The 21,136-nt window shown below is 53.7% G+C and carries 15 protein-coding genes; 7 read left to right on the top strand and 8 right to left on the bottom strand.

Translation table 11 applies throughout. The features are described 5' to 3' along the window. Window positions 1-49 precede the first annotated feature (49 nt). The 5 genes from ilvD to HUN04_26485 are packed head-to-tail and all read left to right on the top strand — an operon-like array spanning window position 50 to window position 7,143. Complete coding sequence (gene ilvD, locus HUN04_26505; protein ID WDP93074.1) at window positions 50-1,717, top strand: dihydroxy-acid dehydratase; 1,668 nt, start codon at window positions 50-52, stop codon at window positions 1,715-1,717. Between the two features lie 24 nt (window positions 1,718-1,741). Further along, the gene (gene ilvB, locus HUN04_26500) at window positions 1,742-3,433 is read left to right on the top strand and encodes a biosynthetic-type acetolactate synthase large subunit (GenBank protein WDP93073.1); all 1,692 of its coding nucleotides are present in this window, start codon (window positions 1,742-1,744) and stop codon (window positions 3,431-3,433) included. A gap of 14 nt (window positions 3,434-3,447) precedes the next feature. After that, window positions 3,448-3,942, top strand: a complete 495-nt coding sequence (gene ilvN, locus HUN04_26495) for an acetolactate synthase small subunit (GenBank protein ID WDP93072.1) — start codon at window positions 3,448-3,450, stop codon at window positions 3,940-3,942. 8 nt (window positions 3,943-3,950) lie between these two features. Beyond that, complete coding sequence (locus HUN04_26490; protein ID WDP93418.1) at window positions 3,951-5,555, top strand: citramalate synthase; 1,605 nt, start codon at window positions 3,951-3,953, stop codon at window positions 5,553-5,555. 43 nt (window positions 5,556-5,598) lie between these two features. Further along, complete coding sequence (locus tag HUN04_26485; GenBank protein ID WDP93071.1) at window positions 5,599-7,143, top strand: 2-isopropylmalate synthase; 1,545 nt, start codon at window positions 5,599-5,601, stop codon at window positions 7,141-7,143. 54 nt (window positions 7,144-7,197) lie between these two features. On the opposite strand, the gene HUN04_26480 is transcribed toward HUN04_26485, so the two are convergent. The 3 genes from HUN04_26480 to HUN04_26470 form a co-directional block, all read right to left on the bottom strand. After that, window positions 7,198-9,492, bottom strand: a complete 2,295-nt coding sequence (locus HUN04_26480) for a PAS domain-containing protein (GenBank protein ID WDP93070.1) — start codon at window positions 9,490-9,492, stop codon at window positions 7,198-7,200. 247 nt (window positions 9,493-9,739) lie between these two features. Continuing rightward, on the bottom strand, window positions 9,740-11,551 hold the full coding sequence (locus HUN04_26475) for an acyl-CoA dehydrogenase (protein ID WDP93069.1): 1,812 nt from the start codon (window positions 11,549-11,551) through the stop codon (window positions 9,740-9,742). 106 nt (window positions 11,552-11,657) lie between these two features. After that, the gene (locus HUN04_26470) at window positions 11,658-12,266 is read right to left on the bottom strand and encodes a TetR/AcrR family transcriptional regulator (protein WDP93417.1); all 609 of its coding nucleotides are present in this window, start codon (window positions 12,264-12,266) and stop codon (window positions 11,658-11,660) included. Between the two features lie 194 nt (window positions 12,267-12,460). On the opposite strand from HUN04_26470, the gene HUN04_26465 reads away from it, so the two are divergent. Further along, the gene (locus tag HUN04_26465; GenBank protein WDP93068.1) at window positions 12,461-12,907 is read left to right on the top strand and encodes a DUF2147 domain-containing protein; all 447 of its coding nucleotides are present in this window, start codon (window positions 12,461-12,463) and stop codon (window positions 12,905-12,907) included. Between the two features lie 36 nt (window positions 12,908-12,943). On the opposite strand, the gene HUN04_26460 is transcribed toward HUN04_26465, so the two are convergent. The 5 genes from HUN04_26460 to HUN04_26440 all read right to left on the bottom strand — a co-directional run bounded on the left by HUN04_26460 (window position 12,944) and on the right by HUN04_26440 (window position 19,631). Next, the gene (locus HUN04_26460) at window positions 12,944-14,938 is read right to left on the bottom strand and encodes a molybdopterin-dependent oxidoreductase (GenBank protein WDP93067.1); all 1,995 of its coding nucleotides are present in this window, start codon (window positions 14,936-14,938) and stop codon (window positions 12,944-12,946) included. A 15-nt stretch (window positions 14,939-14,953) separates the two neighbouring features. After that, complete coding sequence (locus HUN04_26455) at window positions 14,954-15,394, bottom strand: universal stress protein (protein ID WDP93066.1); 441 nt, start codon at window positions 15,392-15,394, stop codon at window positions 14,954-14,956. 111 nt (window positions 15,395-15,505) lie between these two features. Further along, a complete protein-coding gene (locus HUN04_26450; protein ID WDP93065.1) occupies window positions 15,506-18,082 on the bottom strand; it encodes a TRAP transporter permease in 2,577 nt (858 codons plus the stop codon). Between the two features lie 104 nt (window positions 18,083-18,186). Further along, window positions 18,187-19,164 carry a TAXI family TRAP transporter solute-binding subunit gene (locus tag HUN04_26445; GenBank protein WDP93064.1) on the bottom strand — a complete coding sequence of 326 codons (978 nt, stop codon included), beginning with the start codon at window positions 19,162-19,164 and terminating at the stop codon, window positions 18,187-18,189. A gap of 323 nt (window positions 19,165-19,487) precedes the next feature. Beyond that, entirely contained in the window at window positions 19,488-19,631 is a 144-nt protein-coding gene (locus tag HUN04_26440; GenBank protein WDP93063.1) for a hypothetical protein, read from the bottom strand. A 109-nt stretch (window positions 19,632-19,740) separates the two neighbouring features. On the opposite strand from HUN04_26440, the gene HUN04_26435 reads away from it, so the two are divergent. Continuing rightward, window positions 19,741-21,135: an ATP-grasp domain-containing protein gene (locus HUN04_26435; protein ID WDP93062.1), complete on the top strand. Its 1,395-nt coding sequence runs from the start codon at window positions 19,741-19,743 to the stop codon at window positions 21,133-21,135. The last annotated feature ends 1 nt before the right edge of the window (window position 21,136 follow it).

Raw genomic sequence — 21,136 nt, 5'->3', positions numbered from 1 at the left:
AGCCCCGAGGGGGGCAGGTAACGGCTTTTCTGGTTTTTGGGAGACGCAAATGAGAAGTCATACCGCAACAAAAGGGACCGCAAGAGCACCCCATAGGGGGCTGATGAAAGCTTTGGGGTACACGGACCGGGAAATCGCACGCCCCCTCATCGGCATTGCCAATTCAGCCAATGAGCTGATCCCCGGCCACATGCACCTGGACACCATCGTAAACGCCGTAAAAAGCGGTATCCGTGCCGCAGGCGGCACCCCCATGGAATTTTCAACCATCGGGGTCTGCGACGGCATCGCCATGAACCACAAAGGCATGCACTATTCCCTGGCTTCCAGGGAACTCATTGCCGACAGCATTGAAGTCTCTGCCACGGCCCACCCATTTGACGCCATTGTCATGGTGCCCAACTGCGATAAAATTGTGCCCGGCATGCTCATGGCGGCGGCCCGGCTGAATATCCCAACGATTTTTATCAGCGGCGGCCCCATGCTCACCGGCCGCCATCCCAAGGACAGAAATAAAAAAATCGACCTCATTACCATATTTGAAGGGGTGGGTGCGGTACAGACCGGCAGGATGACCGAAGAGGAGCTGATGGAAATTGAGGATGCGGCCTGCCCCACCTGCGGCTCCTGCGCCGGCATGTTCACGGCCAATTCAATGAACTGCCTTACCGAGGCCATCGGCATGGGCCTGCCCGGCAACGGCACCATCCCGGCCCCCATGTCCGCCCGTATCCGGCTGGCCAAGGAAGCCGGGTTCCAGATCATGGACCTGCTGGAAAAAGAGATTACCCCGGACAAAATCATGACCCGGGAGGCCTTCATGAACGCCCTGGCCGTGGACATGGCCCTGGGCTGCTCCACCAACACCGTTCTCCATCTGAAAGCCATTGCCCACGAAGCCGGGGTGGACATTGACCTGGACCTGATTAACGCGGTCAGCCAAAAGACCCCCCACCTCTGCTCATTGAGCCCGGGAGGCGCCGACCACATTGAAGATCTGGATATGGCCGGCGGCATCCAGGCGGTGATGAAGGAATTGGCGGATAATAACATGATCAATACGGAACTGATCACGACCACGGGCAAGACCATCCGGGATAACCTGGAGGGGGTAAAGGTGAAATACCCCGAGGTGATCCGGCCCGTTGACAACCCCTACCATGAGCAGGGAGGTCTTGCGGTGCTTTTCGGCAATCTGGCACCGGAAGGCTGTGTGGTCAAACAATCTGCAGTGCTCCCGGAAATGATGACCCACCAGGGGCCTGCCCGGGTATTTAACTCCGAAGAGGCGGCCACTGAAGCCATCATGGGCAACCAAATCCAGCCGGGGGATGTCATCGTCATCCGGTACGAAGGACCTGCCGGCGGACCGGGCATGCGGGAAATGCTCACCCCCACCTCGGCCATTGCCGGCATGGGGCTGGATGCCAAGTGCGCCCTGATCACCGACGGCCGCTTTTCCGGCGGCACCAAGGGCGCCAGCATCGGCCATGTTTCCCCGGAGGCCATCCAGGGGGGGCTCATCGCCCTGGTGAAAGAAGGGGATGAGATCCGCATTGACATTCCCAATAAGACCATTGAACTGGCCGTTGCCGAGGATGAGATAAACGCCCGGCGGGCCAAATGGCAGAAACCCGAACCCAAAATCAAAACAGGTTATATGGCACGGTATGCCCGGATGGTCTCATCCGCTGGCAACGGCGCCATATTCAAATAAAGCTAAAGCTTACAGGAGATAAAAATGAAACTCACAGGGGCTCAAATCCTCGTTCAAATGATAAAATCCCAGGGAGTAGATACCATTTTCGGATATCCCGGCGGCGCCACCATCGACATCCACGACGAGCTGGACAGGCATGACGACCTGCGCCATATCCTCGTCCGCCACGAGCAGGGCGCTGTCCATGCGGCCGACGCCTATGCCCGGGCCCACAAAACAGTGGGCGTGGCATTGGTGACCTCGGGGCCCGGCGCCACCAACACGGTGACCGGTATTGCCTCGGCCCATTCCGACTCTATTCCCATGGTGGTTTTTACCGGCCAGGTTCCCACCGGCCTCATTGGAAACGATGCCTTCCAAGAAGTTGACATTGTCGGCATCACCAGACCCTGTACCAAGCATAATTACCTGGTCAAGGATCCCAAAAAACTGGCCTGCACCATCCAGGAGGCCTTTCACATTGCCCAGTCCGGCCGCCCCGGCCCTGTACTGGTGGATCTGCCCAAGGATATCATCCAGGCGCAAATTGAGTTTAACATGCCCGAACCCACCCGGATGCGGTCCTATAAACCCAATTACAAACCCAATAAAAAACAGATGTCCAAGGCCGTGGAGATGCTTAAAAGCGCCCGGCGCCCGGTGATGTTGGGCGGCGGCGGTATTATTTCCTCCCAGGCCTCGGAAGAATTTACAAAGATCGCCAAGCTGGCCAATATCCCGGTCACCGGCACCCTCATGGGGCTGGGCTCCTACCCGGGCTCCGACGACAACTGGCTTGGAATGCTGGGCATGCACGGCACCTACCGGGCCAATATGAGTATCGGGCACAGCGACCTGATTCTGGCCGCCGGTGTCCGTTTCGATGACCGGGTCACGGGCAATATTGAAAAATTTGCTCCCCAGGCCCAGATTATCCAGATCGACATTGACCCCACCTCCATCCATAAAAACATAGAGGTCCACTGCCCCATCGTTGGGGACTGCAAAATGGCCCTGGCCGATATTCTGGATCTCATGGAAAAAGAATCCCCCGCCGATTTCCAGCAGGACAGAGAGGCATGGCTGGACCGGATCAATGAATGGAAGCAGACCACCCCGCTCAAATACGACCAGGGTTACGACACTATCAAGCCCCAGTATGTGGTGGAGAAACTCTACGAGGTCACCGAAGGAAAGGCCATTGTTTCCACGGAAGTGGGTCAGAACCAGATGTGGGCGGCCCAGTACTACCACTTTGATGAACCCAACCATTTTATCACCTCCGGCGGGCTGGGCGTTATGGGATTCGGCCTTCCCGCGGCCATCGGCGCCAAGGCCGCCAGGCCGGACAAGTTGGTGGTCAACATTGCCGGGGACGGTTCCATCCAGATGAATATCCAGGAACTGATGACTGCCATTGCCTCGGATCTGGATGTTAAAATCGTTATTCTGAACAACCGCTTTTTGGGCATGGTCCGGCAATGGCAGGAATTATTTTATGACAAGGCCTACGCCTCCACCGACCTTGAAAAGGCCCCGGATTTTGTAAAACTGGCCGAAGCATACGGCGCCAAGGGATTCAAATGCGATGACCCGGCAAATGTTACCGAAACCCTCAAAACCGGCCTGAACACCCCGGGCACAGTGATCATGGAGTTCATTGTGGAACGGGAAGAATCCGTATACCCCATGGTGCCGGCGGGCGGTGCCATCACCGACATGCTCTTGGTTTAAAAAGGAGACGACCAATGGAAATTAACAGATACCTTCTCTCCATTCTTGTTGACAACGAACCCGGTGTGCTCTCCAGGATTGTGGGACTTTTTTCCGGCCGGGGATTTAATATTGATTCATTGAGCGTGGCCAAGACAACGGACCCCAATGTCTCCGTGATCACCATGGTGACCTATTGCGATATCCATATTATTGAGCAGATCAAAAAGCAGCTCCACAAGCTCATCAACGTCATCACCGTAAACGATTTGACCGAGAAAAAATATGTGGAACGGCAGCTGGCCCTGATCAAGGTCCATGCAAAAACTGAAAAACGGGCTGAAATCATGCGCATCGTAGATATTTTCCGGAGTAAAATAGTGGATGTGGGCCATGCCCATTTCACCATTGAGATTTCCGGGGACAGCGGCAAGATAGAGGCCTTTACTTCATTGATGCAGCCCATGGGCATTGTTGAGATTGCCTCCACCGGTGCCATTGCCCTGGGCAGGGAGAACGGGAAAAAATGACATCCGAGATGACAAGGAAAAAAGCCATCCTCTACGACACCACCCTCAGGGACGGTATGCAGGGGGAGAACATCTTCTTCTCCCCCGAGGACAAACTCAAAATGTCCATGCGCATGGATGAGGCCGGCATCCACTACATTGAGGGGGGATGGCCCGGTTCCAATCCAAGCGCCCAGGCCTTTTTCGAACTGGCCCGTAAAAAAGAATTCAAAAATGCCAAAATCACGGCCTTTGGTTCCACCCGGCGCCAGGGAATATCCTGCGATGAGGATGCCAACCTCAAGGCGCTCATTGACTGCGGGGCCCCGGCCGTTACCATTTTCGGCAAATCCTGGGACCTCCATGTCATGGATATCATGTCCAACACCCGGGAGGAAAACCTGGCCATGATTGAAGAGAGCATTGCCTTCCTGCTCGCCAACGGCCTGGAGGTACTCTACGATGCCGAACATTTCTACGACGGATACAAGGACAACCCGGCCTTCGCCCTTGAGACCCTTGACGCCGCATATAAAGGAGGAACCCGCTGTCTGGTGCTTTGCGACACCAACGGCGGCTGCCTCCCCTGCGACATCGACACCATAACCAGGGAAGTGATTGCCCATTTTGCGGACCGCAAAGATGTGATTTTCGGCATCCACACCCACAACGACTGCGCCATGGCCGTGGCCAATGCCATCAATGCCGTCCACGCCGGGGCCACCATGGTCCAGGGGACCATAAACGGGTACGGGGAACGGTGCGGAAATGCCGACCTCACCGCCATCATTCCCATCCTGGCCCTGAAAATGAACCGGGACTGCATCAGCAAAGAAAATCTGGCCAAGCTGCAGAACCTGTCCCGGTTCGTTTCAGAAACCGCCAATATGCCGCCGGTGAGTTCCCGCCCCTTCGTGGGAAAATCGGCCTTTGCCCATAAGGGCGGCGTCCATGTCTCTGCCATCATGAAGAATCCCAAGGCATATGAACACATGGTCCCCGAGGATGTCGGCAATGAACGGCGGGTCCTGGTTTCCGAACAGTCCGGCAAGAGCAACATCGCCTACAAGGCGGAAGAACTGGGGGTGGAACTGGGCGTTGACGAAACCCAGAAGGCCTTGATCGTATCCAACATCAAGGAACTTGAAAACGACGGATTTGAATTTGATGCGGCCGAAGGATCGCTCAAACTCATCATGGAAAAGCTCACCGGCCAGTACCAGTCCCACTTTGACCTGGAATCCTTCAGGGTGGTGGTGGAAAAAGACAAAGAACGCCCCTGCTACTCCCATGCCATGATCAAAATCCGGGTGGGGGACAAGACCGAGATCACCTCCGCCGAAGGGGACGGTCCGGTATCCGCCCTGGACAACGCTTTGAGAAAAGCCCTGTCCGCCATGTATCCCGCTGTAAATGATATGCACCTGGTGGACTTCAAGGTCCGTGTCATAGACGGGTCCGAAGGTACCGACGCCAGGGTCAGGGTTCTCATCGAGTCCAGGGATACGGATAATATCTTTTCCACCGTCGGGGTCTCTGAAGACATTATCGAGGCCTCCTGGCAGGCACTGGCTGACAGTTTTCAGTATAAACTTTCCCTGGACAACGATAAGGATCCAATGATCAAAACCTAACAAAAGCTTAAACGCAATATTTAAATACTAAAAGGTATAACTAATGAACGACGACAGACGGATAATTATTTTCGATACCACCTTGCGGGACGGCGAACAGTCCCCCGGGGCCAGCATGAACCAGGCTGAAAAATTAAGAATTGCCACCCAGCTTGAGGCCCTGGGGGTGGATGTCATTGAAGCGGGCTTTCCCGCCGCCTCCATTGGGGATTACGAAGCGGTCAAGGCCATTGCAGGCACCTTGAAAAGAACCCAGGTGGCGGCCTTGTGCCGGGCCAGTGAAGCCGATATCACCCGGGGATGGGATGCCATCAAAGACGCGGTAAACCCCAGGATCCACACCTTCATCGCCACCTCGGAACTTCACATGAAGTACAAGCTGAAGATGGAGCCGGCAGATGTGCTCAAAAAGGCGGTGGATGCGGTGAAACTGGCCGCCTCCTTCACCGATAATGTGGAATTTTCCGCCGAAGACGGGTCCCGGTCGGACAAGGATTTTCTCTGCACCGTGTTTGAATCGGTGATTGATGCCGGCGCCACCACCATAAATCTTCCTGACACCGTGGGGTATGCCGTGCCCGAGGAGTTCGGAGAACTGGTCAGGTATGTCATGGAAAACACCTCAAACATCGACAAAGCCGTTCTGTCCGTCCACTGCCACAATGATCTGGGCCTGGCCACCTCCAATACCCTGGCCGCCATCCAAAACGGCGCCCGCCAGGTGGAGGTCACCGTCAACGGCATCGGAGAGAGGGCCGGCAATACCTCCATGGAAGAGGTGGTCATGACCCTGAATACCCGGCCCAACTGCTTCTCCCAGACCACGGGGATCGACACCACCCGGATTTACCCCACGTCCCGCCTGGTCTCCATGATCACCGGCATCCTCGTCCAGCCCAACCGGGCCATTGTCGGTGCCAACGCCTTTGCCCACGAATCCGGCATCCACCAGGACGGCGTCTTGAAAAATCCCATGACCTATGAAATCATGAAGCCTGAAACCGTGGGGATCTCAAAAAACAACCTGGTGCTGGGCAAGCATTCCGGCCGCCACGCCCTCAATGCCCACATCAAGGAAATGGGATACGATCTTTCCGACGATGAACTGAATAAGGTGTTTAAAAAATTCAAAAACCTGGCGGACAAGAAAAAGGAGATCCAGGACGAGGACATCGAGGCCCTGATCAACGAAGGGGTGCTGCGCTCCTCTGAAGTTTTCTGCCTGGAATACATCCACGTGCTGTCGGGCAACACGGTATTTCCAACGGCCTCGGTGATGCTCAATATCAACGGCCGTCCGGTTCAGGGTGCCACTGAGGGGTCAGGCCCCATTGATGCGGTGTATAATATCATTTCCAAGCTCACCGACACCAAGTCGGAACTGCTCAGGTTTACCATCTCCGCCCTGACCGAAGGCACTGACGCCCAGGGCGAAGTAACGGTCAGGCTCAAGGAGGACGGCCTTGTGGCATTGGGCAAGGGGGCGGATCCCGATATTATCACGGCCTCCGCCCTGGCCTATATCAACGGCCTGAACCGGCTGGAATACCTTAAGGCACATCCCCCGAAAGGCCCGTCTCCCCTTTAGGCCCTCCCCACCCTGTTCCGGGCACCGCTTTGTGTCCGGAACAGGCCAAAGGGGTCAGAAGGAGACTTTGTTCCGGACCTTTTCATTGCCGGAGAGGTCCGCATGGATGAAATCAGTCCCGGGGGCACCATCCAGCACCCTGCGGATGGCTGCAGAGAGTTCCCTCATGAGCACCGGTTTCATGATCACCTCCCGGATACCCAGTTGTCTCACCATCTCCGGTGTCATTTTTTCGCTGAACCCCGTGCAAAGCAGCACGGGAATATCCCTGCGGACATCCAATAGTTTTGCCGTTAATTCACTGCCCGGCATCCCGGGCATGGCCATATCCGTGATAACCAGGTCATAGGCATTGGGGGCGGCGCTGAAATGGGTTAGGGCATCCATGGGACTGTCCACGGCATCCACGGTGTAGCCCAGACGCTCCAGGCTCTGCTGTTCCAAATCCAGGATGGACTGCTCGTCGTCCACCAGCAGGATGTGCTCCTTCCCCATCAACACCCCGATGTCAGGCTTTTTATTGAGGCCGTCGTTGATCTCTGCCGAAGCTTCAGCCGGAAAATAAATTTTGAATTCCGTTCCCTTTCCGGGCTCGGAATATACATTGATACAGCCCTTCATATTTTTCACAATACCGTGCACCACAGACAGGCCCATGCCTGTTCCCTGGCCCTTTTCCTTGGTGGTAAAAAAGGGATCGAATATCTTTTTCACCAGATCCGGGGCCATGCCCATGCCGGTATCGGCCACGGCCAGACAAACGGCAGGGCCGGGGCGGATGCCCAGGGGTCTGGCATCGGCCGGTTCAATATCCCGGTTTGCCAGATAGATCTTCAACTCTCCCCCCTGTTCATCCATGGCATGGTAGGCGTTTGTGGCCAGGTTCATTATAATCTGATGGATTTGAATGGCGTCTGCTAAAATGGTCCGGCAGTCCATATCAACAAATTGTTTGATTTCAATGGTGCGGGGAATGGTCGACCTGAGCAACTTGACCACCTCTTTCAGGACAAACTGCACCTTGACCGGCCTGTATTCTGTGCTTTCCTGGCGGGAAAAGGTCAGTATTTGCTGAACAAGCTCCTTGGCCCTTAAGGCAGAGGAGTGGATCTGGCCAAGGCTGTTCATGGCATCCTTATTTTTAAGGCCTCCATCAGCCAGGAGAATCTCGGAATGGCCCAGGATTGGAAAGAGGATATTGTTGAAATCATGGGCAATCCCCCCGGCCAGAGTACCGATGGCTTCCATTTTCTGGGCCTGCTGAAGCCGGGATTTGTATTCCGTCTTCTGATCTTCCAGCTCCTTTATCATGGTGATGTCCGCATGGGTACCGATGATCCGTACGGGCGCCCCGTTATCATCCCAGTCCATCACCCTGCCCCTGTCCAGAATCCACTTGTAGGTTCCATCCTTGCAGCGCAGGCGGTAACGGTTTTTGAAATACGGCACCTTCCGGCGGATATACTGTTCAATTGTCTTGCGGATATTGTGGCGCTCATCGGGGTGGATCCTGTCAAACCATTCTTCCGGCCCGTCCCCGATTTCATTTTGGGCGTAACCGAGCATTTTTTTCCACTGGTTGGAAAAATAAATTTTATTTGCCTCTACCGCCCAGTCCCAGACCCCGTCTCCGGCGCCCTCCAGGGCAAAATGCCATCTTTTTTCGCTTTCCCTGAGGGATAAAATGGTCTGGTTGTGCTCCTTCACCCGATGGTAAAGCTGACGGGTGGTCTCCTTAAGCCTGGATTCAGCCTGCTTGGAAGCATCAAGGGATAATGAGATGGAGCGGATCACCCGTGCCATGGCCACCATGGATACAATACTCAAAAACATCAGGGTGATGGAGGTGGTGATCCAGACCCTGGGCGAGTACGCCCCCAGATTGGCCCAATAAACAAAATCTGTTTTAAGGTAAAAATAAAACAGCGACAGGCCTAACGCCTGGAGCATGAGGATGACGATCCCGGCCCGGGTCCCCAGTATCAAGGTCGTAAAGATGGTGGTGGAAAACAGCCAGATGCGGCCGCTTCCCGTGGGGCCCACCGAATAAATGGATAAAAAACCCAATGCGAGAAAGACCAGCACCCCGGTCCAGGCCCTGGGCTTGAATGGTATTTTCTTAAAAAAGGTCAGGATAATACACAGCAGATAGGCTGCATTATAGGCTACCAGATTGACCCACATTTCATCTTTCACCGCTGCGAGGGAGCTGTTTACCAGGGCCGGCAGGGCGGCAATGCAGACCGCCCCGAATACAAAGATAAAGCTTTTTTCCTGCCACTGGTACAAGGAATACTGACGGTTGGAAAAAAATATACGTTTAAAATATTCTGAAAGGTCCGGGACCATGATGTCCCCCCTTTTATTATTTTTGAATGGATCGCTATGTTAAAGTTGAATCGGCTGCAGCAGCGGGGCGATACCGCAGTATGGTTACGATATACGAAAGTATTTCAATTTGCAAAGGGTTTCTTTGGGAGAATGGGGACAGAAAAAATGAAAAAGGGACAGGCAGATCAACGGCTGCCTGCCCCTTTTTCGCAGGGGATTCCTAAGGAAACGAAACCGGTGTTATGCCCGCCGGTTTCATTCCTGATTAACCGGCAAAGGCCGCGTCGGGCATTTCCATGATGGCCGGGATATTGCCCTGGAGGGCCTCCATCTTGCCCATGGTGGCCGGCAAAATCCAGGAAATATAGTATTCTGCGGTTTTAACCTGGCCCTGGTAGAAGGCCACGTCTTTTTTCTTGGCCTTTTCAATTTTCGGCTGGGCCACAAGGGCGCGCCACAGTTCGATCCAGGCCATGCAGACATCGCCGCAGACGTCCAGGAAGGGGTTGGCCATGGCAAAGGCATCCAGCACTTTTTCGGACATGGCGGTCATGCCCATGTGCATGGCCACTTCGCCCAGCTTGTTCACGGCGGCTTCAACCTTGGCTGCCAGCGGGGCCAGGGTTTCAATTTCCTTGGCCGCTGCAATGGTCAGATTCATTTCTGTCAGAAGATCCATGAAGGGTTTACCCTTTTTCAGGCCCAGTTTCCTGCCGAGAAGGTCCATGGACTGAATGCCGTTGGTGCCTTCGTAGATTGAGGTGATCTTGCAGTCTCTGAGCAGCTGTTCCTGGGGGTATTCCTGGATAAAACCATACCCGCCGTAAATCTGGACGCCCTGGACGCAGACCTCAAAGGAACGGTCGGTATTATAGGCTTTGGTAATGGGGGTGAGCAGTTCGATCAGGCCTTCCCATTTTTCTTTTTCCTCATCCGTGGCGGCGGTTTTGGCCCGGTCAAAACATATGGCCGTGAAATAGAGCAGGCCGCGCATGCCGTCAACATTGGCCTTCATGGACATGAGCTGCCGTTTGACGTCGGGATGGTTGGCAATGGCCACAGGTTTGGGTTCGGCATCAAAAATCTTGGTCAGGTCCACGCCCTGGATTCTTTCCTTGGCATAGTTTACGGCATTGATGTAAGAGGCAGTGGCAAACCCGAAGCCCTGCATGGCAACGCCCAGCCGTGCTTCGTTCATCATGACGAACATGGCCTTCATTCCCTTGTTTTCTTCGCCCAGCAGTTCGCCGATACAATTTCCCTTGGAACCAAAGGACAGGGATGCGGTGGCATTGCCATGGATGCCCATTTTTTCTTCAAGGCCGGTACAGGTGACATCGTTGAACTCGCCGATGGAGCCGTCATCATTGACCCGGTATTTGGGAACCAGGAAAAGTGAGATGCCCTTGGTGCCGGCCGGGGCCCCTTCGATTCTGGCCAGAACCGGGTGGATGATATTTTCTGTGATATCCTGGTCGCCGCCGGAGATGAAAATTTTGTTGCCGGTGATGGTATAGGTACCGTCATCGTTTTTCACAGCGGTGGTGGAAAGGTTTCCGACGTCTGAACCGGCTTCGGGTTCTGTCAGGCACATGGTGCCGGCCCATTTACCTGTGTACAGATTTTTCAGATAAATATTTTTCTGCTCTTCAGTACCGAATTCCTCAACCAGCTTGCCGGCCCCGTGGGTCAGGCCCGGGTACATGAGAAAGGCACAATTGGCGCCGGTGAACAATTCGCCGGCTGCCGTGGCCAGGACCCTGGGCATCCCCTGGCCGCCGAAATCGGGGTCATCACACATGGCCAGCCATTCCCCTTCACAGAACAGGTCGTAAATCCGGTGAAAAGATTCCGGTATGGTCACCTTATCGTTTTCAAGGTGGCAGCCCTGTTCGTCGCCTTCCTTGTTGGTGGGGAGAATCTCCTTGACCGCCAGATTCCTGGCCTCTTTAACCACCATGTCCATGGTTTTTTTGTTAAAGTCTTCAAACAGTTCATGTTCCGCCAGATCCGAGGCCGAAAGCATTTCATGAAGTACAAAATCCTGGTCTCTTCTGTCAGCAATGGATTGTGCCATAGGGGATGTCTCCTTTATCCTGGGTTTAGTTATTTTATGTGTTGCTCTTTTGGGTCTATATTGATTTCTTGTGCCGGTATTGATTCATCTTTGTTTTCAACTTCCTTTATTTTATGATTCCAGTGGTAAACATATCAAAAATCATGGACAGCCGCTTTTCGGCCTGTGCCCCATCCTCTTCCCTGAACAGGGAGGCCCAGGCCGCAGAATGGACGATATCCGCATAAAGATCGGCCATATCCCGGCCGGGGTAGGCTTTAAAAAGTCCCGCCTCAATCCCCTGTTCGAAAAGATCCTGGAAAAGCGCCACCATTTTTTCATGAAATGTGTTCACCCTTTCGTTGAGCTTGGGCATGGCCACGGCATCGATATTGGACCGTTCGGAAATGTAGATTTTAACCACCTCCCGGTTGGCCTTGTAAAAATCCGCCTGGGCCATGAGGCAGGCCTTGAGTTTTCCGCAGATATCCAGTTCCTGGTCCCTGCGGATCTCTGCCAGGATCACCCCCAGGTGCCGGACCCGGTTGATGACCAGGTCATGGTACATCTCTTTTTTTCCAGGAAAATATTTATAAATGGTCCCCAGCGGATATTGGGACCGCTTTGAAATCTGAGCCATGGTGGTGGAATGAAAACCCCTGGCTGCAAATATTTCCAGGGCCGCCTCCAGGATTTCCCTGCGCTTCCTTAGATCATCCCTTTCCTTCCGGGTCATTTTCTTTTCTGTCTGTCCTGCTGCTGTCATAAACAATTCACCATTTCAAACTTAGAATATTCATTCTATAAATAGAAGATTCATTTATGTCAACACAAATATGAATTTTTGTTGACATAAAATGAACATCCGATTAAGTAATAAACATTGTTTATTTTCTGTTCTTTTTTATAACCTTTACGTGGAGAAGAATTATGAAAACAAGTCTCAGGCTCACCATCCTTACCTTAATTTTCACCTTTGTTGCCGCCTGCGCCGCCTATGCACAGGCCCCCATCGTAGGCAAGTGGAAAACCATTGACGATGAAACCAATGAACCCAAATCCATCGTTCAGATTTTTGAAAAAGACGGAAAATACTACGGAAAAATAGTGAAGTTATTCCGGAAGCCCGGAGAAGATCCCAATCCGATCTGCGACGACTGCGATTCCGACGATGACAGAAAAGACAAGCCCATCGTGGGGATGGAAATTATCCGGGACCTTGAAAAAGACGGGGACGAATTTGCCGACGGCACCATACTGGATCCCAAGGACGGCAAAGTGTATGACTGCAAATTATGGGTGGAGGAAGGCAACCTCATGGTCCGCGGCTATATCGCCTTTTTCTTCAGGACCCAGACCTGGTTCAAAATCCAGTAATGCATCCCTGACAACAAGGGCGCTTTATCCTGGAGATCATACCGGAACCAGGCGGCAGAACGCATCGTAAAAGGCGGGCTGGTTCCCCATATCCGATACCCGTTCCAGGGTTAAAAAGTTCACCGCACCGCTTTTATGCCAGAATCCCTGGTACATGAAAGCGGTGTTTTTATATACGGCATCGTCAATACGGACACGTGCGGCGATTTCCCCGTTTTCTCCCACCACCCTCACCCGGTCTTTCTGGCTGAGATTCAACTGCCTTGCCGTGTCAAAACAGATATGGATATCGGGGATGCCGCTGGTATCCATCTCCCCCTGGGAGTGCATGGACTGGGCCGAATGGCAGGTCAGCAGGCGCAGGGGGAATTCAGGGCTGCCCTGGACAGGCAATTTGAATTCAGGCAGGGGGCTCAGCCCGTCGCTTTGCGCTGTTTCGCTGAATATTTCGATTTTGCCCGAGGGGGTGGCAAAGGAGAAATCCTTCCAGGCAATATCATGGTTTCTGAGACGCGGATAGGCCCTGGCAAGGGTATTCAGATCAATGTCGGCGAATTCGGGGTCTTTTTGAAATTCCCGGATCAAAGGGGCGGCGCATTGTTCAAGATACTCAATGGATGACGAAAACCCATATTCCAATCCCATATGCCGGCCCAGTGCCAGGTAGAATTCGAATTCCGGCATCAGGGTGGCAGGCGGTTCAACTGCCTTTTGGGAAAAATTCAGGATATGGGAATACATGGAGGTGGCAAAGAGGTCATCCTGCTCAAATACCGTTGCCGCCGGCAGCACCAGGTCGGCCCGCGCGGCTGTATCTGTCATGAACTGGTCAAAGACCACATTGAAGGGAACAGCATCAAATCCCTCCATGGCCCGGTTCAGGTCAGGGGTCTGGACCAGGGGATTGCCGCTGGAGAAAAACCCCATCTGTACGGGGGGAGCCTGGGCACCGGCCATGAATGCCCCCAGGCGGGGCGCCGGAAAAAGACGGCGGTCGACGCCATTTTTGAGGCTATCCTCCTCTGGGGCACCAAGATAAGGGGCAAGGGATTTGGCGGCGTAATGGACACCGGCGCCGGGCCTGCCCAGCTGGCCGGCAGCAGCGGCCAGGGCATCAATGCTTCTGACGGCATTGCCCCCGTTTTCATAGCGCTGCATTCCGTACCCGATAAATATGGAGGCGCTTTTTGCCCTTGCATAGCGCCGTGCCGCCGCCCTTATGGTGGCGGCGGCCACACCGGTGATCTCCTGGGCATGTTCCGGTGTAAATTCTCCAATTGCCTTTTTGAGACGGTCATATCCCAATACATGTGCCTGGATGAACTCGCCATCTGTCAGGCCCTCCTGCATCAGCACATGGATCATGGCCAGGGCCAGGGCCCCGTCTGTGCCCGGCGCCGGCCTGATATGGTTGGAAAACGCCTTGGCTGTTGGGGTTTCAACCGGATCTATCACAATAATTTCCGTCCCTGTTTTTCTGGCCTTTGTCAGCAGGGAGTAGAGATGCATATTGGTGGATTTGGGATTCCGGCCCCATAGGATCACAAGATCGCTGTTGAGCACATCCCCTGGATCGCTGCCCATGGCCCTTCCGAAATCATACTTCTGGGCCGCCATGCCGGCACTCCAGCACAGGCTTCCCGAAAACCTTGAATCCCCGCCCCAATAGTTGAAAAAGATGGACTGACTCCGATTTTTCATCCCCCCATATCCATCCGAGGTATAATTGAGAACGGCGGTTGGGCCGAATTCCTTTTTTACCTGGGTGAGTTTCTCCGCCAGAAGATCAAATACCCGGTCATAGGAGACCGGAATAAACCCTTTTTCAGAACGGAGCAGAGGCCGGGTGACTCTGCGGGGATCCCCATGGCGTTTAAGCAGGTGCCTGGCCTTTCGGCAGACCGCCCCCCGGGTCAGGGGATGGCCGGGATCCCCCTTCAAGCCGCTGATCCTGTTGTCCTCGGCCGTCACAATGAACCTGCACAGATCAAAACAGTCCATGGGGCAGGAAACGAAATATGAGGATGCCATTCTTATCCCAAATAATTATTTTAGTACGTTGCGTAGCCTGAGCACCGAACAATTGGCATGCTTGACCAGCTTCCGGGCGCAGGTATCGGAAAAGGCCTGGTTTATCTTTTTCCGGTGGTTGTGGTAGACCACGATCAGATCGGCCTCCCATTTGTCCGCCACCTTCAGTATTTCTTCATAGTGCCTGCCCACCAGCACCCTGTGGGAGACCCGGGTGCCCCCCTGGCAGTTCTTTTGGACAAAGTCATCCAGGGCCGTCTTGAATTCCTCACGGGCCTCGTTTTTGATCCGGTCCGTGACAAAGGAAGCCACGATGGGCATGGAAAAATCCGGCATGACGCAGACGATACGGATCTCGGCACCGCTGAGGGACGCCAGTTCCAATGCATTCTGAAACACCGCCTGGGCAGTTCTGGGATAGTCGATATCCACGGGAACCAGTATTTTATTAAACATGGAATGATCTCCTGTAAATGGTCCGGAACATCCCCCACCGCCGGGGCAGCCTTAGTCCTGCCTGCCCCACGGATACGGGGAATGTTCCCGGAAGTTGTCGGGTGGCCGGAATCAGGCCTCGCCCAGCCTTTCCTTGCGTCTTTTCTGGAGCAGGTAAACCAGGACAGCGAGTCCCAGGGCCGGAATGAACATGATCTGTTTAGGCAGCCGGTCTGCCGGCATTTTCACCTGAAGGATCTCCTGGTCGAAATCAATGCCCATTTTTTCGGCATTGGATCCAAAAACCACATTGTCCACCAGCACCTTATTCTCCTCGGTCCGGACTTCAAACCCGATCTCGTTGAGACGTTCGGCCCCGGTAGGAGCGTTGCCCACCGGAAGCATCAATGCCTTTTCGTAGGGCTCCCCGTCCATGGACTCCCCTTTGATCTGTAGCCGGAGCATTTTTCCGGGCTCCACTTTTTCTACGATCTGGACCAGTTCCGTGCCGGGCCGCTCGTCAAATGGCGGATAAATCTGGTCCCACCAGAACCCTGGACGGAACAGGGTAAAGGCCACAAGAAGCAGCGCGATGGTTTCGTAGAACTTGCTCTTGGTAATCCAGTATCCCTGGGTGGCGGCGGCAAAAATAAGCATGGCGATGACAGCGGCCACAATGACGATAATCAGGTGAAACCAGGTGCCGATGCCGATCATAAGCAGCTCGGTGTTAAAAATGAACAAAAAGGGCAAAATGGCGGTACGGATATCGTAGGTAAAGCCCTGGATACCCGTTCGGATCGGATCGCCGCCCGAGATGCCGGCGGCCGCAAAGGCAGCCAGCCCGACCGGCGGCGTATCATCGGCCAGGATGCCGAAATAGAATACAAACAGGTGGACGGCCACCAGGGGAACGATCAGCCCGTTCTGGGCGCCCAGTTCCACGATCACCGGAGCCATCAGTGTGGATACGACAATATAGTTGGCCGTGGTGGGCAGTCCCATGCCCAGCAGCAGACTGATGCCTGCGGTAAAGAACAGGATGAGCATGAGGTTACCGCCGGAGATGAATTCCACGAACTCGGTCATGACCAGGCCGATGCCCGTGAGGGTCACCGTGCCCACAACAATGCCGGCGGCCGCCGTGGCCACGCCGATACCGATCATATTCCGGGCGCCTGACACCAGACCTTCGATCAGATTGTCCCACCCCAGTTTAAAGGAGAATTCCGGGGCGTTGCTCTTCCTGAAAAATCCTTTCAAGGGCCGCTGGGTCAGCACGATGAAAATCAGAAGCACCGTGGCCCAGTATGCGGACAGAGACGGAGAGAGCCGCTCCACCGTAAGGCACCACATGAGAACCACGATGGGAAGCAGAAAATAGTAACCGGCCTGTGCCGTTGGCCCGAGGTCCGGCAATTCTTTGATTTCATGGGTGAGTTCCAGTTCCGGCACCCGGCAGGCAATCCAGACCAGGACCAGGTAAGCGGCCATGAGCAGCAGGGTCACCACGTAAATGGTTGCCTTTCCGGCCACCCCCTTGATCCATCCCAGGCCGTAATAGGTCGCCCCGCCGATGATAATAACGACGAGCAGCCCCATGACAAAGGAGAGCAGCTTTTGGGCCAGGGTTTTGGTTGCCGGCCGTTCCATGCCCTTGAGCCCAATTTTACAGGCTTCCAGATGAACGATATAGACCAGGGCGATATAGGAAATGATGGCCGGAAGAAAGGCATGCTTGATGACCTCCACATAGGAAATGCCCACATATTCGACCATTAGGAAGGCGGCCGCCCCCATAACCGGCGGCGTGAGCTGGCCGTTGGTGGATGCGGCCACCTCTACGGCCCCGGCCTTTTCAGCCGGAAACCCGACTTTTCTCATCAAGGGAATGGTAAAGGTGCCGGTGGTGACCACGTTGGCGATGGAGGAACCGGAGACCAGGCCGGTCAAGCCCGAGGAAACAACCGCGGCCTTGGCGGGACCGCCGCGCATATGGCCCAGCCCGGCAAAGGCCGTCCGGATAAAATAATTCCCCGCCCCTGCAGATTCGAGCAGGGAACCGAACAAAACGAACATAAAGACCATGCCCGTTGACACCCCAAGGGCCACGCCGTAGACCCCCTCGGTGGAAAGCCAGTAGTGGGACATTCCCTTGGACAGGCTGGCCCCTTTATGGGCAATGACATCCGGCATGTAGGGGCCGGCAAAGGTATAAATAAGAAAGACCGTTGCCACCACCATCAAAGGCGGCCCCAGCGCCCGCCGGGTGGCTTCCAGCAGCATAATCATGCCAATGACCGACACCACCAAGTCCATGGTGACCGGAGCGCCGGGCCGTTCCGACAATTCGGCGTAGAATAAAAATAAATACGCCGCACAAAAGGCAGCGATAAACGCCACAATCCAGTCCTGGAGCGGTATATAATCTCTTGGCGAGGATTTGAATGTGGGATAGGCGGTAAAGGCTAAAAACATGGCAAAGGCCAGATGAATTGCCCGGGCCTCCGATGAATTAAATACCAGGATATTAAAAATAAACGGCAGGGGTGACGCGTACCATAACTGGAAAAGGGTCCATGCCAAGGGTATAAAAAATAAAACATTCTTAGGAATCGCGCCAACGGGATTACGGGCACCCGTATCTGTCTCGGCGATCATCTCCTGCAATTCATCCCGGGATGATGCATTTTCATTAACTTCGGTCATTATGACGATTCCTCCATGGGAAAAAGGTATTGCTCAAAGGTAAAACTAAAGTGCACGGTCCGCTTGCGGGACCGTGCACTTTCAATGTTCAACCGTTCCCTGGATTACATCAGGCCGGCTTCTTTGTAGTACTTAACGGCGCCGTCATGGAGGGGAGCCGAGAGACCGGCTTTAACCATTTCTTCCTTTTTGAGATTGGCAAAAGCAGGATGGAGTTTTTTGAACTGGTCAAAATTCTCGAAAACGGATTTTACGACATGATAAATCACATTCGCAGGCACCTTGGCTGAGGAAACAAAGGTTGCGCCCACACCAAAGGTGTTGATGTCGGCATCTGTGCCGCGGTACATGCCGCCGGGGATGGTGGCTTTACGATAGTAGCTGTACTGATTTACCAATTTGTCAACCACGGGACCGTCCACATTGACAAGCACGGAGTCGCAGGAGGTGGTGGCTTCTTTGATGGCGCCGGAGGGATGCCCCACCGTGTAAACATAGGCGTCAATCTTGTTGTCGCACAAGGCTTTGGACATTTCGGCAGGCTTCAGTTCAGAGGCCAGTTTAAAGTCGGCTTTGGTCCATCCCAAAGCACCCATGAGAACTTCCATTGTCCCGCGCTGTCCGGAACCAGGGTTTCCGATGTTCACCCGTTTGCCCTTAAGGTCCATGAAATTTTTAATGCCAGAATCGGCCCTTGCGACAACAGTGAAGGGTTCGGGATGAACGCTGAATATGGCTCTGAGGTCCTTGTTGGGGCCCTTGTCTGCGAATTTGCTGGTGCCGTTGTACGCATGGTACTGCCAGTCTGACTGGGCGACGCCCATGTCCAGTTCGCCGGCTGCGATGGTATTCAAATTGTAAACGGAACCGCCGGTACTTTCAACGGAGCAGCGAATGCCGTGTTCTTTTCTTCCCTTATTGACCAGGCGGGCAATGGCGCCGCCGGTGGGGTAGTATACGCCTGTGACGCCGCCTGTGCCGATGGTGACAAAGGTCTGATCAGCGGCCTGTACAGGGGCGGACCCCAGAAAAAGAACCATACCGAAAAATGCTGCAATACCAAGAACTAATAGTTTTTTCATCCTAACCTCCAAATAATGTTTAAAATTAATGTTTTTTAATAAATGCTAATTAAAAATCTATAGCAAGTTACCCTTTTCCCTCCTTTCTTTGTTTACGTAACGCTATTTTTTATGCTGGCTAAATTACAATAGTAATTTTGTATCTTGTGCATGCCTGTGATTCTTTACAACAGATCAAACCGACGACTACAGCAATCAGCAATTCCCGTGCCAGTCGTTTTTCCAATAATTTTTTAAAGTTTTATGGTTAAGAATTGATGAAATCATCAATCTTTATCAGCGGTCGGGACCGGATTTTCCCCGGGACGGGCATTAGAAACCGATCAAGAAGCAAAATTGAGCATTTCATCAATTTGGTGGTTTTCATCATTTTCCATAGCTGCCGGATGCCCCGCCACCAGGTGAAATCTATCTTTTTGGCCGGGATTTGTAAATGAAAAATTTCCCCTTTCTTTTTGTCTTGACATTCCATTTTTTTTAGCTTATCTGCACCAAACAGAGACCTAAAAAACCTTTAACGGAAAGGCAAACACCTGCCAGGCAACCTAAAACCCATGAATAATCAGGATGTGAAAAATGTCTGTCATACATTTTTCCAATTTCCGGCTGGACGAGGATAAAGATTATTTCCTCTACATCGGGGAATTGAAAAACTACGGGCTGAATCACTTTTTAAACAAAGCCCTGACCCGCTATTTTAACCGTCCCTTCCAATTTATCGCCATTGTTCCCGACGTTCTGGAACAATACAACTATGACAACCTCATCGTCATCAACCCCCTTGTGGAAAAAACCAAAGGAGAGTGCGTCCTGAAAAAAAGCTGCCGGATCAACGCCAGGCAGTTCGTGACGGCCGTATCACAAACCCCCAAGGTGATTTCCCTGATCAAACAGATTCTAAGGCGCCAGTCCGGCCTGTTTATCAACATGTACGAAAGCATTCCGGAGATGACCCTTGATGAGATCCAGGGGGTCACTATTCTGGGGCCGGATAAGGAAATCGCCGCCAGGGCCAATAATAAAACCCTGCAGATGTCCGAACTCGGACAGATGGTGCCGGTGGTTGACTTTGAACTCTGCAGTTCCTACGGCGCCCTCATCTCGGCCACCGACCGGCTCTGGGACCAGTGGACCGACGGCATATTTGTGACCAAGGAATACTCCGCTGCCGGCATCAACTCCACCGTGGCCGCCTGCCGGAAGGACATTGAGGACAAATTCAACGGGGAGGAGACCTCCTACATCATTTCCCGGTTCATGCCCCACACCCTGGACCCAACGGTCCTGGCCGTTGTTGCCGGCGAGGAGGATGTTTTCATCGCCGGAGTGGCGGACCAGCGCATTGAAGACGGCAACCGCTTTACCGGGTCCACCTTTCCCTCCACCGCCACCCCGGACCAGACCCGTGAAATGATGGAGTATACCCGCACCGTGGGACACTGGCTTGCCGGTCAGGGATACCGCGGCATATTTGGCTGCGATTATATCATCACCGGGGAAGGAGAAATCCGGTTCCTGGAAATCAACGCAAGAAAACAGGGCACCACCCTTGAATTTTGCTGCACCCTGGACCAGGCCCTGCCCCCGGATGCCCCCAACCTGCCTGAACTGGAACTATGGGCGGTGATCGAAGGCCACTTTCCGGCCAACGCCGTGGAAATGAATCCACTGGCCCCGCCGGTACACTGGGGCACCTATAACTATAAAATCCACCAGCCCGTGTGTACAGAGACCTACATTCCCCAGCAGACCCGGGAACAGGAAACATTTGAAAACGTGGCCAAGGGCCGGTTGAAAAAAGACTATTTGATCCTTGAGCATATCGGCACCAATTTCGTGCTGGCAGAAGGTGCGTTTCTTGCACGGGTTGTCGCCGTGGGCCAGGATCATGGGAGCGTGGACCAGGGAATTACCCAGGCCCGCAAAATGATTGAGCTGACCTTTACCACACAAATAGAAACGGAGAATTAAA

The organism is Desulfobacter sp. (assembly GCA_028768525.1).
GTDB lineage: Bacteria > Desulfobacterota > Desulfobacteria > Desulfobacterales > Desulfobacteraceae > Desulfobacter.
This window is presented reverse-complemented; position numbering and strand designations above follow the sequence as displayed.

Bases quoted from the DNA above. Each gene is read 5' to 3' on its own strand.
- ilvD (WDP93074.1), top strand. From the start codon at position 50: ATGAGAAGTCATACCGCAACAAAAGGGACCGCAAGAGCACCCCATAGG.
- ilvB (WDP93073.1), top strand. From the start codon at position 1,742: ATGAAACTCACAGGGGCTCAAATCCTCGTTCAAATGATAAAATCCCAG.
- ilvN (WDP93072.1), top strand. From the start codon at position 3,448: ATGGAAATTAACAGATACCTTCTCTCCATTCTTGTTGACAACGAACCC.
- HUN04_26490 (WDP93418.1), top strand. From the start codon at position 3,951: ATGACAAGGAAAAAAGCCATCCTCTACGACACCACCCTCAGGGACGGT.
- HUN04_26485 (WDP93071.1), top strand. From the start codon at position 5,599: ATGAACGACGACAGACGGATAATTATTTTCGATACCACCTTGCGGGAC.
- HUN04_26480 (WDP93070.1), bottom strand. From the start codon at position 9,492: ATGGTCCCGGACCTTTCAGAATATTTTAAACGTATATTTTTTTCCAAC.
- HUN04_26475 (WDP93069.1), bottom strand. From the start codon at position 11,551: ATGGCACAATCCATTGCTGACAGAAGAGACCAGGATTTTGTACTTCAT.
- HUN04_26470 (WDP93417.1), bottom strand. From the start codon at position 12,266: ATGACCCGGAAGGAAAGGGATGATCTAAGGAAGCGCAGGGAAATCCTG.
- HUN04_26465 (WDP93068.1), top strand. From the start codon at position 12,461: ATGAAAACAAGTCTCAGGCTCACCATCCTTACCTTAATTTTCACCTTT.
- HUN04_26460 (WDP93067.1), bottom strand. From the start codon at position 14,938: ATGGCATCCTCATATTTCGTTTCCTGCCCCATGGACTGTTTTGATCTG.
- HUN04_26455 (WDP93066.1), bottom strand. From the start codon at position 15,394: ATGTTTAATAAAATACTGGTTCCCGTGGATATCGACTATCCCAGAACT.
- HUN04_26450 (WDP93065.1), bottom strand. From the start codon at position 18,082: ATGACCGAAGTTAATGAAAATGCATCATCCCGGGATGAATTGCAGGAG.
- HUN04_26445 (WDP93064.1), bottom strand. From the start codon at position 19,164: ATGAAAAAACTATTAGTTCTTGGTATTGCAGCATTTTTCGGTATGGTT.
- HUN04_26440 (WDP93063.1), bottom strand. From the start codon at position 19,631: ATGTCAAGACAAAAAGAAAGGGGAAATTTTTCATTTACAAATCCCGGC.
- HUN04_26435 (WDP93062.1), top strand. From the start codon at position 19,741: ATGTCTGTCATACATTTTTCCAATTTCCGGCTGGACGAGGATAAAGAT.